The organism is Pseudomonas bijieensis (assembly GCF_013347965.1).
Classification (GTDB): domain Bacteria; phylum Pseudomonadota; class Gammaproteobacteria; order Pseudomonadales; family Pseudomonadaceae; genus Aquipseudomonas; species Aquipseudomonas bijieensis.
Genome location: NZ_CP048810.1, coordinates 1,880,082 through 1,893,505 on the forward strand (window position 1 = coordinate 1,880,082; position 13,424 = coordinate 1,893,505).

The following is a 13,424-nucleotide window of genomic DNA, read 5'->3' on the forward strand; positions in this document are numbered from 1 at the left end:
TATATGTGGGAGCAAAGCTTGCTCGCGATATGAGCGCCTCGATTTCTTGAAGCCCTCATCGCCTGTATCGCGGGCAAGCCTTGCTCCCACATACCTCTCGCCACAGGTTGATGGGCGGCATCATTGGGGCTTGCGCAACAAATACGTATCCATGATCCACCCATTCGCCTCGCGCGCAGCCTTGCGGGTGCGTTCGATGTCATCGGCCACGTCTCCCAGTCGGCCGGCGATAAGGATTTCATCCGGCGTGCCCACATAGGCGCCCCAGTAAATCTGCGTATCGGGATCGCTCACCTGGCGATAGGCGTCCTCGGCATCGAGCATCACCACCATACTCGCCGCATCACCCACCTGCCCTGCCGCCAACCGGCGTCCAGTGGTGATTTCCAGCGCACCACCAATGCTGTTCAACGGCACTTTGTGCCGGGCGGCAAGGGCCTGGACACTGGTGATACCGGGGATCACCTCGAATTCGAAAACGCAGCGGCCCGCATCGAGGATCGCCTGCAGGATGCGCACGGTACTGTCGTACAACGCCGGATCGCCCCACACCAGAAAACCACCCCGCTGACCGTCGGACAGTTCTTCATCGATCAAGCGTTCGAAGGTGGCCTGTTTAGCCCGGTTCAACGCTTCGACGCTGTCCTTGTAGTCCAGGTCGCCGCGTTGGCGCGCCGGGCTGTCGGCTTCGACGAAACGGTAGGTGCGATCAACGATGTAGCGTCGACAGATTTCACGCCGCAGGTCCAACAGTTTGTCCTTGGCCGGGCCCTTGTCCATGAGAAAGACCACGTCCAAGCGGTTCAAGGCTTTCACTGCCTGGATCGTCAAGTGCTCCGGATCGCCGGCCCCAATGCCAATGACTGACAACATCTTCATCGTGGCTACTCCTGGCCAGGTCCCTGGGTGCGCAATCGCCATACGCCGTTGAAACGCAGTTCGAGGGTGGACAACGGTTCAATGTCGATCCGGTTGAATGTGGCGGCCGGGCAACCCAGGACATTCACCAGGGCTGCACGGATCACGAAGGGGTGGGTGACGGCCAGCAGATGTCCTGGTCGGTTTTCCAGGTCGGTCAGCCAATCAGCCACACGGCGACACAACTGGGCGACAGATTCACCGCCATGGGGGGCCGCCTCGGCATCGTCGAGCCAGGTTTGCACGGCTTGCGGTTCAGCCTTGAGCAACTCATCGATGGACAGCCCGCGCCAGCGTCCCAGATCGCAATCGACCAGGGCCGGGTCCACCAGGGGCTCGTCGCCGAACAAGGCGGCGGTCTGACGAGTACGCAACTCCGGCCCGCACAGCAGTTGCCGGACATTTCGGTAGCGCTGGGCAACCTGCGCTGAACGCGCCAGCCATTCGGCGTCCAACGATTCGTCCAGACCGAAGCGCGCCTGCTTCTGGGCGACGGTGCGAGCGTGGCAGATCAAGGTCAGTCGAGTGGCTTGCACGCTGGATACTCAGGCAATCGGAAGGGGCGCATGGACGGGATATTCATGCATTTAGTTGTACAGCACCTTATACGAAATCAAATAACCGAGACAAAAAGGCGCTATATCCGACATCACCAAAAGCATCGGCTGACATACATGGTCTACCCAGTCAGGACCAACTCCTACAGGGGTTTCGCACAATTCTGGAGCATTTTAAACGGAACGTAAAAACCGCTGGACATGTAGCACCAGCTACATAAATACTGTTTTCAGGAGTTATGAAAGAAATTCAACACCCATCCCGGCAAGGAGCACGGATGCCACCCCTCAGAGACCTGATCACTGATCCCGGCCTGGTTTTGACGCCGTCGGAACGCAAGGTCGTACGTGCCCTGCTCGATCACTACCCACGCAACGGCCTCGGTCCGATGTCACGCCTGGCAGACCATGCCGGCGTCAGCGACCCGACCATCGTGCGGCTGGTGAAAAAGCTCGGGTTTGGCGGTTATGCCGAATTCCAGGATGCTCTGCTCAGTGACATGGACCATCGCCTGCGCTCCCCACGCACTCTGTTGCAACCGCGGGCCAAATTGCAGCAAGGCGATACCTGGAGCCAGTATCTGGCCGCCAGTCAACGCAAGCTCATCGACACCCAGGCCCTGACCCAACCCGAAGACGTGCGCATTCTTGTGCAGTGGCTGCTCGACAGCCGCCATCAGGTGCATTGTTTCGGCGGGCGCTTCAGCAGCTTCCTGGCCCACTATCTGCTCAACCATTTGCGTCTGCTGCGCGCTGGCTGTTTCGCCCTGGACGATAACGCCCAACTGCCCGACCGGCTGTTCGACGTGCAACGCCAGGACGTGGTGCTGATCTTCGATTACCGTCGCTACCAGGCCCAAGCCCTGCGCGTGGCCAGCGCGGCCAAGGAGCGCCACGCCCGCGTCGTGCTGTTCAGCGACGTCTATGCCTCGCCCTTGCGCGAGCTGGCCGACCTGATCATCAGCGCCCCGGTGGAATCGATCTCAGCCTTCGACAGCCTGGTGCCGGCGCTGGCCCAGGTCGAGGCACTGATCGCCTGCCTGACCCTGCAATGCCCCGAACTGGCCGAACGCCTGGAAGGCATCGACGCCTTGCGCACGGAATTCAACACGCACCTGTTGGAGGAAAAATAAGGATGTTCTCGCTCCCCCACCGCTCCCCTCGAGATTTGCCGTTCACTCGCGACCACACTGCATTGCTGCTGGTGGACATGCAACGCGCCTGGCTGGAACCGCAATTCGATGCCCACCTGCACACCCAGGAGGCCGAGTACTTCATCCAGCGGGCCCGCCAGCAGGTCATCCCCAACCAGCAGCGCTTGCTCAATGCGATGCGAGAAGCCCAGCACAACGTGTTGCACACTCACATCGAAAGCCTCACCGCCGATGGCCGCGACCGCTCCCTGGACCACAAGCTGTCGGACATGCACCTGCCCAAGGGCAGCCCAGAGGCGCAGATCATTGCCGAACTGGCGCCGCTGGAAAACGAAATCGTACTGCCCAAGACCTCCTCCGGGGTTTTCAATTCCACCAACATCGACTACGTGCTGCGCAACCTGCGGACCCGACACCTGATCGTCGCCGGCATCGTCACCGACCAGTGCGTCGACATGGCCGTGCGCGACGCCGCCGACCGCGGCTACCTGGTCACACTGGTGGAAGACGCTTGCGCCACTTACACCGAACAACGGCACCTGGCATGCCTGAACGCGATCAAAGGCTATTGCTGGATCACCGATACCGACACCGTACTCGCGCGTTTGCAGGAGATGCAGCCGTGAGCCGCCTCGATACTGCTAGCATCCTCGCCCCGTTGCCCGTCACGACGCTGGTGACCACCGACCTGATCGGCGTGACCCGTGGGCGCTCGTTTCCCAGCGATGAATTGCCCCACTACGTCACCGCCGGTTGTGGCTGGGTGCCGGCCAACAGCGCGCTGACGCCTCAGGACATCATCGCTTCGACCAACCCCTGGGGCGCCTATGGCGACCTGCGACTGGTGCCGGACCTGTCCAGCCGGGTAACCGTCAACAACGGCCCCGACGCCCAGGCGCCCGCCCTGGACTTCATCCATTGCGACATCCGGGAGACCGATGGCCGCCGCTGGAGCGCCTGCCCGCGCACGCTGCTGCAGGACGAAGTGGAGCGTTATCGCGCCGACCTGGGCTTGCAGGTTTTCGCCGCGTTCGAACATGAATTCAACCTGGTGACCACGCCTGCGCAGCCTGATCGACTGGCCTTCAGCCTCCAGGCCCAGCGCCAGCAGGCCGGGTTCGCCGGGTGGTTGCTCAGCGCCCTGCGCGCTGGCGGCGTCGAACCGGAAATGTTCCTGCCTGAATATGGCAAGCAGCAATACGAGATCACTTGCCGCCCGACCTTGGGCGTGGCCGCTGCCGACCGAGCCGTGAACGTACGGGAAATCACCCGCGAGATCGCCCGGCAAATGGGCCTGGACGTGAGCTTCGCCCCCAAGACCTCGGAACATGCCGTGTGCAACGGCGTGCATTTGCACCTGAGCCTGCAAGACCTGAGCGCAGACCCGGTGCTGCATGACGCCGCCAGCAGCAACGGCTTGTCCAGCCTCGGCCAGCATTGGGCCGCCGGGGTGCTGCACTATCTGCCGGCGCTGTGTGCGCTGACCGCGCCGACGCCAGTGTCCTACGAGCGGCTGCAACCGCATCACTGGAGCGCATCCTATGCGTGCCTGGGACAGCGCAACCGCGAAGCGGCGCTGCGTATCTGCCCAACCGTGAGCCTGGGTGGAAAACCGCTGGCGAACCAGTACAACCTGGAGTTCCGCGCCATGGACGCCAGCGCCTCGCCGCACCTGGCGATGGCGGCGCTGTTGATCGCCGGGCGCCTGGGCATCCAGCAACGACTGGCGTTGAACGCTGTCACCGATGAAATACCCGATGAGCTGGATGAAGCACAACGTCGTGCCCGTGGCATTATCGCCTTGCCGACAACCCTGGCCGAGGCACTGGACTGCCTTCGCCACAGCGGGGCGCTGCTCGAAACCCTGCCCGGCCCGCTGGTCGAAACCTACTTCGCCTTGAAGGCCCAGGAGCTGGCCTTGACCCAGGCGCTGTCACCTGCCGAGCGTTGTGAGCACTATGCACGAATCTATTGAATGTGCTGAATCAGGTCTCTACACCAAGCCACCTTACCGGCTGGCCCGGGAGGAGTCCGAACATCCGGTGCTGCTGGTGTGCGAACACGCCAGCCGCTTCATTCCCGGTGCGCTGAATGACCTGGGTCTGGATGAAACGGCGTCCCAGGAGCACATCGCCTGGGATATCGGTGCCCTGGCCTTGGCCGAACGCCTGTCCGAAACCCTCGGCGCAACGTTGCTGTCGGCCAACTATTCACGGCTGCTGATCGACCTCAACCGCCCACTGCACGTGCCGGACAGCATTCCAGCCCAGAGCGAGATCTATCAGGTCCCGGGCAACCATGCCCTGGACGAAGCCACTCGCGAATATCGCCGGCAGTGCCTGTTCCACCCCTTCCATGATCGGTTGCGGGCGTTGATCGACCAGCGCCTGGCCGCCAAGCGACCGGTGCGCGTGGTGGGCATCCACAGTTTCACCCCGGTGTTCTATGGCCAACCGCGCGCCCTGGAAGCGGGCGTGCTGTTCGGCGAAGCCAAGGAATACGCCCAACGTATCGTCGACGGGCTGGGCCGGCACTCACTGCGGGCGGCGGGCAACCAGCCCTACAAGATCAACCCCTTGAGCGACATGACGGTCCCGGTGCACGGCGATGGACGCGGCCTGGATTCGGTATTGATCGAAGTGCGCAACGACCTGTTGCGCAGCCCCGAGGCGGTACGGACCTGGAGTGCCTACCTGGCACCTTTGCTGTAGCGCGGCAGCGGCAGGCTCCCAGCGACAGACAGCAAGCAAGAGCAACCCACAGCTGAAAAGGAAAACGGCTCATGAGCATTGAGGCATTTGGCTACAAACAGGAATTGAAGCGCGGCCTGTCGCTGACAGACCTGGTGGTATACGGGATGATTTTCATGATCCCCATCGCACCATTCGGCGTGTATGGCTACGTCAACGCCGAAGCACCGGGGATGGTGCCGCTGGCGTACATCATCGGCATGGTGGCGATGCTGTTTACTGCCCTGAGCTACGGCAGCATGGCCCGAGCCTTTCCGGTGGCAGGTTCGGTCTATTCCTACGCGCAACGCGGCCTCAACCCACACGTCGGGTTCATCGCCGGCTGGCTGATGCTGCTGGACTATCTACTGATCCCGCCGCTGCTCTATGTCTACGCCGCCATGGCGCTGAACCATTTGTACCCGGACATTCCCAAGGTCGGTTTCATCCTGGCCTTCCTGGTGAGTGCGACCTTCGTGAACCTGCGGGGCATCACCTTCACTGCGCGGATGAACATCATTTTCCTGCTGGCGCAGTTGGTGGTACTGGGGATTTTCCTGTTCTACGCCTGGAATGCCCTGCACGGTGGGGCTGGAAACGGCCAACTGACCCTGGCGCCGCTGTACAGCCCGGAACACTTCAACTTCGCCCTGCTGATGCAAGCCGTGTCCATCGCAGTATTGTCGTTCCTGGGCTTCGATGCCATTTCCACCCTTGCGGAAGAAATCAAGGGCGACCCGGGCCGCAGCGTCGGCAAGGCGGCGCTGGTGACCTTGCTGGTGATGGGGGCGATTTTCGTGGTGCAAACCTGGATCGCCACGGACCTGGCGGCCGGCATGGGTTTCAAGTCCGCCGACACCGCGTTCTATGAAATCGCTGAACTGGCGGCTGGCAGTTGGCTAGCTACCTTGACCGCGGTTGCCACGGCCCTGGCCTGGGGCGTGGCGGTGGCGATCACCTCCCAGGCGGCCGTGTCGCGCCTGTTGTTCGGCATGGCCCGGGACGGCCAGTTGCCCAAGGTGCTGGCCAAGGTCCATCCCAAACACAACACCCCGTATTTGAGCATCTACCTGGTGGCGGTGCTCTCGCTGCTGATCTGCTACCTGTTCATCGACGCCGTGGACACCCTCACCTCCCTGGTCAACTTCGGCGCCCTGAGCGGCTTCATGTTGCTGCACATCACCGTCATCAACCACTACTGGCGCCGCCAGCAGTCCGGCCAACTGATTCGCCACTTGATCTGCCCATTGATCGGCTTCGTGATCGTCGCGGCCATCATGTACAACATGGGCGTGGCGGCGCAGAAGCTCGGCCTGATCTGGATTGCCGCGGGCGTGGTCTATCTGTGTGTGCTCAATAAATTCGGCACCCCTGGCACCGTGCCCGATCCGGCCGGTCAGTGAGGACCGGCGGTCGAAGGATTCGATCAACCGTGGTTACAACGCGTGGACATCGACAGTGATTGTCAAGCCCGGTGCCTGTCACCGGGCTCTTGGAACAGGAGTGCAATCCATGCTGGTCTTACGTCCAGTTCAATTAACCGATCTGCCACAATTGCAACAATTGGCCCGTGACAGCCTGGTGGGCGTCACGTCGCTGCCGGACGATAGCGGGCGTCTGGAGGAAAAGATCCTCGATTCGTGCGCCTCGTTCGAGGCCGATGTACAGAGCCCTGGCGCAGAGAATTACTTTTTTGTCTTGCAGGACCAGGAATCCGGGCGTCTGGTCGGCTGCTCGGAAATTCTCGCCAGCACCGGTTGCAACGAACCGTTCTACAGCTTGCGCAACCGGCCGTTTTCCAGCGAGTCCCGAGAGCTGAACATCCAGCATGGCGTGCCGGCGCTGTCGCTGTGCCAGGACCTCACCGGGCAGACGCTGCTGCGGGGCTTCCACATCGACGCCGAGCGGGTGCGCACGCCGGAATCGGAGCTGTTGTCCCGGGCCCGGCTGATGTTCATCGCGGCTCACCCGCAACGCTTCGCCGAATCGGTCATCACCGAAATCGTCGGTTTCAGCAGCGAAGACGGCCAGTCGCCTTTCTGGGACGCCATCGGCCAGCACTTCTTCGACCTGCCCTACGTCGAAGCCGAACGGTTGTGTGGCTTGCAGAGCCGCACCTTTCTCGCCGAACTGATGCCGCAGTACCCAATCTACGTGCCCATGCTCCCCCCAGCGGCCCAGGCCTGTATCGGCCGGGTCCATCCCGACGGCCAGGAAGCCTTCGACATCCTGGCGCGCGAGGGTTTCGAGACCAACAGCTACGTCGATATCTTCGACGGCGGGCCGACCGTGCATGCCCGTATCGCAAACATTCGCACCATCACGCAAAGTCGAATCGCCACGGCGCGGCAAAGCCGGCAGATTGATGCAAGAGGCCATTACCTGGTGAGCAACGACCGCCTTGGAAACTATCGGGCCATCGTCGCCGGGCTGGCCGTCAACACCGAGGGGCCCGTGGCTTTGTCGCCTGACATGCTGGCCGCCCTGGACATCATCGATGGCGAGCGGATCCGGGTGGTTGCCCTATGAACCTCACTCGATCCGTTGGCATGCATCGGCGCCCGGGCCGACACGATGAAGGAGCTGCATCATGATTGTCCGTCCGGTCGCCCTCACCGATCTGCCCGCATTGCTGAACCTGGCCCGTTGCGCAGGCCCCGGTTTCACCAGCCTGCCGGCCAGCGAAGAACGCCTGGCCCACCGCGTTCGCTGGGCCCAGCGGACCTTTGCCGGGCAAGTCGAACGTGCCGACGCCGATTATCTATTCGTGCTCGAAGACGATGACCGGCAGGTGGTGGGTATCAGCGCCCTGACCGGCGCGGTCGGGCTGCGCGAACCCTGGTACAACTATCGGGTCGGGCTGACCGTCAGCTCGGCGCCGGAGCTGGGGATCCAGCGGCAGATCCCGACCCTGTTCCTCAATAACGAGATGTCCGGGCAATCGGAAATCTGCTCGTTGTTCCTGCACCCCGAACAACGCCGTGGCCATAACGGACGCCTGTTGTCCCTGGCGCGCCTGTTGTTCGTTGCCGAATTTTCCCAGCTATTCGGTGAAAAACTGATTGCCGAACTGCGGGGCCATGCCGATGAACAGGGTTGTTCGCCGTTCTGGGACAGCCTGGGAAGGCACTTTTTCAAGAAGGATTTCAGCTACGCCGATCAGTTGTCCGGCATGGGCAACAAATCGTTCATCGCCGAGCTGATGCCACGCCAGCCGCTGTATACCTGCCTGCTCACCGAACAGGCCCAGGCGGTGATCGGCAAGGCTCACCCGAACACCGAGCCGGCCATGAAAATCCTCAGCGCCGAGGGTTTCAGCCACAAAGGCTACATTGATATTTTTGACGGTGGCCCGGTGATTGAGGCGCCGGTGTCGAAGATCCGCACCGTACGCGATAGCCAGGCGCTGACCCTGGTCATTGGCACCCCGGACGAACAGGCACCGGTCTGGCTGATCTACAATCGACGCCTGGAAAATTGCCGTGTCACCAGCGCCCGTGCGCACCAGCATGGCAACAAGCTGCTCGTCGATCGCCTCACCGCCAAACGCCTGCAGGTACAACCGGGCGATACGGTGCGCGCCGTGACATTGCCCAGGCTGGGGCAGCAGGCGGAGGCGGCGTAGCCCTGGGTATCGCCCAGCCTTGGATAATCAATATCATTAAGCAGCAATACTTCTCCACAATTGCATAATTGCCACTCACTAACTCGAGACCCATACTTTCGCGCACCGCCCCACTGTAACGGCAATATTCATGATCAGAAATCTGATTGCCACAAGATTACCGCCCGAATACGTAGCGCAGACAATCACGACATTAGACATGAGTGCACAAATCAAGCAATTGATCGAAGACCTGTACGCTCAACAAAATTTTGCTACGGCGCAGTCTCGCCGCGCAGCCATCATGAACATGACCAACCCGCACACGGGCACCCTCACATTGCACTGCACGGACATTGGCAATATCAGTATCAAGGCACTTGCGTTCAACAATACTTCTTCGCAACTGTACTCGGTGCCCGGCCAGAGTATTTTATTCGCACTGGGTCGCTCCTTCGAAGTCCAGCAATACATCCTTGACGGGCATCAACTTGAAAAAGCTGACACTCGGATCATCGACAACAACAATCCTCTGGTCATCGATGGTAGTCGAACCCTGTTCGACTACTCCCAACAGAGCCGAAAACAGGCGGGGTTGATCGGCAGGATTAACTTTCCCGACCGAAGTTCGGACATCAGCGTATTTGACCGTGCCTCATTGCGCAAAACCGCCTGGCTGCCTCATGACGGCAGTGCCGCCCGGTACCTGGTGAGCCTCGAACTGCTCGAAACAATCCAGGACCCAGGAGGCGCCAGGGTTGCCGGGGAGCTGATCTACCACTATCACCCCGCCGTGGCCTGGAAAGCCTTCCAGATGCTTTATCGGGCTGACCCGCAAAACGCGCTGAACTACGTCCCACTGCTGAAAAAATTCAAAAATACGCGCCTGGACAACTTGCTTCGCCCATTGGAGCAGGCGACATGAAGCTGGAAGCTTTTATTGAGCGCCTGAATACCTATGATCTGCAGCGAGACAGAACCAGGATCATTGCGGATTTGCGTCAGTTGGCGTCAAACCGTTGTTTATTGAGCAATCATCTTTATTCCACCCTCCAGCAAGACGGCTTTAGTACACGCAACAGTCTCTATAACGCTTATGGTTTTGTTCTGTATAAAAATTCTTCATTCACCCTTCGCCTGGGGTTTTGGTCCCCGGTAAAGACGCAGGATGAGCGCGAAACTTTCATTTACGACCTGAATCACAGTCACGACTTTGAAATTTATTCGGTCGGCTACAGCGGAGATGGCTACACCACCATTACCCGGGAAATACTCGATGATCTACCCCTGCAAAAAGGTAAAAGACCCCGTTTGGGTAAAGCGCGAAGACTTAAACTTGCGCCAGGAAAAGTCTTGTACATGCCTGCCTTGCGGGTAATCCATAAGCAAATAGCCCCGAACACAATGTCTGCATCCCTCAGTCTGCTTATCCATCCCGAACGTTTGGACAAGATCGACGAAGCCTGGTGTTTTGACAGGAATTATTACCCTCTATACCCCGGCGTAGCGGCGCAAGAAATCGCGTTGTTTACCGATACGCTGTCGCTGCTCGATGCCGGTAGCCCTTCACTGTCCAGTAACCAAAGAAAGGAGGAAGAAACTTGAATAAACTGATGAAAGACTGGGAGCAAGCTCCATTGCTGCGGGCAGGTACCGATGTGGTCGATACCGCAGTCCAATTGACGAACGACACTCACTGCACAATTCCCGGATTCCCCACCCGCTTCAACGTCGGAAACATCCATGAGATCAAGCAACTCTGGAGCCTACCGACCGAAGACTGAATAGCTTGATGGCCTTCACCCGGCTGCAGACTTTCCGGGCCTGCGGCCTTTCTTCGATGCCGTAAACGCATCGCCCATACACATTCGTCATCATCTTTGCGCTTGCCACGTGATAGCCTTTGGATCTTTCGGCGTTGACACTTTTGCTCAAGCCTTTCCATTCCATTGGTGGAACTCATATGTCCAGGCTTTCCCATCAAGATTTGCGTCGTGACTTCCGTCAACTGCTGGCTTCCAAGACCTGCTACCACACCGCATCGGTATTTGACCCCATGTCGGCGCGTATCGCCGCCGACCTGGGTTTTGAAGTGGGCATCCTGGGAGGCTCGGTGGCGTCGTTGCAAGTATTGGGCGCGCCGGACTTCGCCCTGATCACCCTGAGCGAATTTGCCGAACAGGCCACCCGCATCGGCCGCGTGGCCCAACTACCGGTCATTGCCGACGCCGACCACGGCTACGGCAATGCCCTGAACGTGATGCGCACCATCGTCGAACTGGAACGTGCCGGCATTGCGGCGTTGACCATCGAGGACACCTTGCTGCCGGCCCAGTTCGGGCGTAAGTCCACCGACCTGATCAGCGTCGCCGAAGGCGTCGGCAAGATTCGTGCAGCCCTGGAGGCGCGAGTCGATTCGGAAATGGCGATCATTGCCCGAACCAACGCCGGTATTCTGCCGGTCCAGGAAATCATCAGCCGGACCCAGCAATATGAACGTGCCGGGGCGGACGGGATTTGCATGGTGGGCGTGCAGGACTTCGATCACCTGGAGAAGATCAGCGAAAACCTGACGGTGCCGCTGATGCTTGTCACTTATGGCAACCCACTGCTGCGCGACGACAAGCGCCTGGCCGAGTTGGGCGTGCGCGTGACCATCGACGGCCACGGCGCCTATTTCGCCGCGATCAAGGCCACGTATGACAGCCTTCGCGAACAACGGCAGATATTCACCCAGGCGTCAGACCTCAACGCCACCGAACTGACTCATACCTACACCCAGCCCGAGGACTACATCCGCTGGGCCGAGGAGTACATGAGCGTCAAGGAGTAAGCTGACCTCCAGCCTGCGGTGAGACTCAAGGACGCTATCGCGAGCAGGCTCGCTCCCACATCGATCTGTGGGTAAATCGAATATCTCGAATACCCAGAAAATTCATGGTGGGAGCGGGCTTGCTCGCGAAAGCGGAGGGTCAGTTTGCATCAGTGTTGAATGTGCTGCCGCTATCGCGGGCAAGCCCGCTCCCACAGGGGTTTGCAGTGAACGCCAATCTTGCGTCCGCCCAACAACCCCTGTGGGAGCGAGCCTGCTCGCGATAGCGTTGCCAGGGTGAAACAGGTCTTCAGCGCCCGCTACGCAACATCTCCTTGGGCACGTACTTGCCAATCTCGAACTTGCCGATGGCGGCGCGGTGGACTTCATCGGGGCCGTCGGCCAGGCGCAGGGTCCGTTGCATGGCGTACATGTAGGCCAGCGGGAAATCGTTGGAGACCCCGGCGCCACCGTGGATCTGGATCGCCCTGTCGATGACTTTCAAGGCCACGTTCGGCGCGACGACCTTGATCTGGGCGATTTCGCTTTTCGCCACTTTATTGCCAACGGTGTCCATCATATACGCCGCCTTCAAGGTCAGCAGGCGCGCCATGTCGATTTCCATTCGCGAGTCGGCAATCTTGTCGACGTTACCGCCCAGGCGCGCCAACGGCTGGCCGAAGGCCGTGCGGCTGACGGCCCGCTTGCACATCAACTCCAAGGCGCGCTCGGCCATGCCGATGGAACGCATGCAGTGATGAATGCGACCAGGACCGAGGCGACCCTGGGCAATTTCGAAGCCACGTCCTTCACCCAACAAGACATTTTCGTACGGCACCCGCACATTATCGAACAGCACTTCGGCATGCCCGTGCGGCGCATCGTCGTAGCCGAACACCGGCAGTGGCCGGACGATTTTTACCCCAGGCGTATCCACCGGAACCAGGATCATCGAGTGCTGGGCATGCCGTGGCGCATCGGGATTGCTCAGGCCCATGAAGATCAGGATTTTGCAGCGCGGGTCACAGGCCCCTGAAGTCCACCACTTCTTGCCGTTGATCACCCATTCATCACCGTCACGCTCAGCACGGGCGGCCATGTTGGTGGCGTCCGAGGAGGCGACGTCCGGCTCGGTCATGGCAAAGGCCGAGCGAATCTCGCCGCGCAGCAGTGGCTCGAGCCAGCGCTGCTTTTGTTCTTCATTGGCATAACGCACCAGTACTTCCATGTTGCCGGTGTCCGGCGCCGAGCAGTTGAACGGCTCCGGCCCCAACAGCGAACGGCCCATGATCTCCGCCAATGGCGCATATTCCAGGTTGGTCAGGCCGGCACCCAGCTCGGATTCTGGCAGGAACAGGTTCCACAAACCTTCAGCCTTCGCCTTGGCCTTGAGCTCTTCCATGATGGCCGTGGGTTGCCAGCGGTCGCCTTCGGCCACTTGCCGTTCGAACACCGCTTCGGCTGGGTAGACGTAGGCATCCATGAACGCCGTGACACGTTCACGCAGTTCCTGAACCTTGGGGGAATACGCAAAATCCATGAGCAGCACCTTCTGGGCAGAGGTTGTTTTAGGTCATGAAATCGATGCTAGTTCAGCTACGAAAATTTACCTAACCTATTCTCGGCGTGTATTAACATTCATCACCGATA

General features: G+C 60.2%; 14 protein-coding genes. 11 read left to right on the forward strand and 3 right to left on the reverse strand.

The genetic code is table 11. The features are described 5' to 3' along the window. Nucleotides 1–120 precede the first annotated feature (120 nt). Entirely contained in the window at nt 121–879 is a 759-nt protein-coding gene (gene cobF, locus GN234_RS07955) for a precorrin-6A synthase (deacetylating) (RefSeq protein WP_176688228.1), read from the reverse strand. A gap of 5 nt (nt 880–884) precedes the next feature. After that, on the reverse strand, nt 885–1,454 hold the full coding sequence (locus GN234_RS07960) for a histidine phosphatase family protein (RefSeq protein WP_176688229.1): 570 nt from the start codon (nt 1,452–1,454) through the stop codon (nt 885–887). A 299-nt stretch (nt 1,455–1,753) separates the two neighbouring features. On the opposite strand from GN234_RS07960, the gene GN234_RS07965 reads away from it, so the two are divergent. The 11 genes from GN234_RS07965 to GN234_RS08015 all read left to right on the forward strand — a co-directional run bounded on the left by GN234_RS07965 (nt 1,754) and on the right by GN234_RS08015 (nt 11,795). Continuing rightward, the gene (locus GN234_RS07965) at nt 1,754–2,608 is read left to right on the forward strand and encodes a MurR/RpiR family transcriptional regulator (protein WP_109751686.1); all 855 of its coding nucleotides are present in this window, start codon (nt 1,754–1,756) and stop codon (nt 2,606–2,608) included. 2 nt (nt 2,609–2,610) lie between these two features. Further along, on the forward strand, nt 2,611–3,255 hold the full coding sequence (locus tag GN234_RS07970) for a cysteine hydrolase family protein (RefSeq protein ID WP_176688230.1): 645 nt from the start codon (nt 2,611–2,613) through the stop codon (nt 3,253–3,255). Then, the gene (locus GN234_RS07975; RefSeq protein ID WP_176688231.1) at nt 3,252–4,604 is read left to right on the forward strand and encodes a type I glutamate--ammonia ligase; all 1,353 of its coding nucleotides are present in this window, start codon (nt 3,252–3,254) and stop codon (nt 4,602–4,604) included. Before GN234_RS07970 ends, GN234_RS07975 begins: the two co-directional genes overlap by 4 nt. After that, entirely contained in the window at nt 4,588–5,340 is a 753-nt protein-coding gene (locus GN234_RS07980; RefSeq protein WP_176688232.1) for an N-formylglutamate amidohydrolase, read from the forward strand. Before GN234_RS07975 ends, GN234_RS07980 begins: the two co-directional genes overlap by 17 nt. Before the next feature lie 71 nt (nt 5,341–5,411). After that, on the forward strand, nt 5,412–6,761 hold the full coding sequence (locus GN234_RS07985; protein WP_176688233.1) for an APC family permease: 1,350 nt from the start codon (nt 5,412–5,414) through the stop codon (nt 6,759–6,761). A gap of 109 nt (nt 6,762–6,870) precedes the next feature. Further along, nucleotides 6,871–7,887, forward strand: coding sequence for an arginine N-succinyltransferase (locus GN234_RS07990; protein ID WP_176688234.1), 1,017 nt, complete (start codon nt 6,871–6,873; stop codon nt 7,885–7,887). Nucleotides 7,888–7,948: 61 nt separating this feature from the next. Then, entirely contained in the window at nt 7,949–8,983 is a 1,035-nt protein-coding gene (gene astA, locus GN234_RS07995) for an arginine N-succinyltransferase (RefSeq protein ID WP_176688235.1), read from the forward strand. A 130-nt stretch (nt 8,984–9,113) separates the two neighbouring features. Beyond that, entirely contained in the window at nt 9,114–9,887 is a 774-nt protein-coding gene (locus tag GN234_RS08000) for a hypothetical protein (protein ID WP_233459535.1), read from the forward strand. After that, nucleotides 9,884–10,567, forward strand: a complete 684-nt coding sequence (locus tag GN234_RS08005) for a transposase (protein ID WP_176688236.1) — start codon at nt 9,884–9,886, stop codon at nt 10,565–10,567. Before GN234_RS08000 ends, GN234_RS08005 begins: the two co-directional genes overlap by 4 nt. Further along, nucleotides 10,564–10,746 (forward strand): hypothetical protein, encoded by a 183-nt coding sequence (locus tag GN234_RS08010; RefSeq protein WP_116831917.1) that lies wholly within the window; start codon nt 10,564–10,566, stop codon nt 10,744–10,746. Before GN234_RS08005 ends, GN234_RS08010 begins: the two co-directional genes overlap by 4 nt. A 179-nt stretch (nt 10,747–10,925) precedes the next feature. Beyond that, a complete protein-coding gene (locus tag GN234_RS08015; RefSeq protein ID WP_109751675.1) occupies nt 10,926–11,795 on the forward strand; it encodes an isocitrate lyase/PEP mutase family protein in 870 nt (289 codons plus the stop codon). Between the two features lie 289 nt (nt 11,796–12,084). Here GN234_RS08015 and GN234_RS08020 read toward each other — a convergent pair whose 3' ends face one another. Beyond that, nucleotides 12,085–13,314: an acyl-CoA dehydrogenase gene (locus GN234_RS08020; RefSeq protein WP_047228463.1), complete on the reverse strand. Its 1,230-nt coding sequence runs from the start codon at nt 13,312–13,314 to the stop codon at nt 12,085–12,087. Nucleotides 13,315–13,424: the final 110 nt, after the last annotated feature.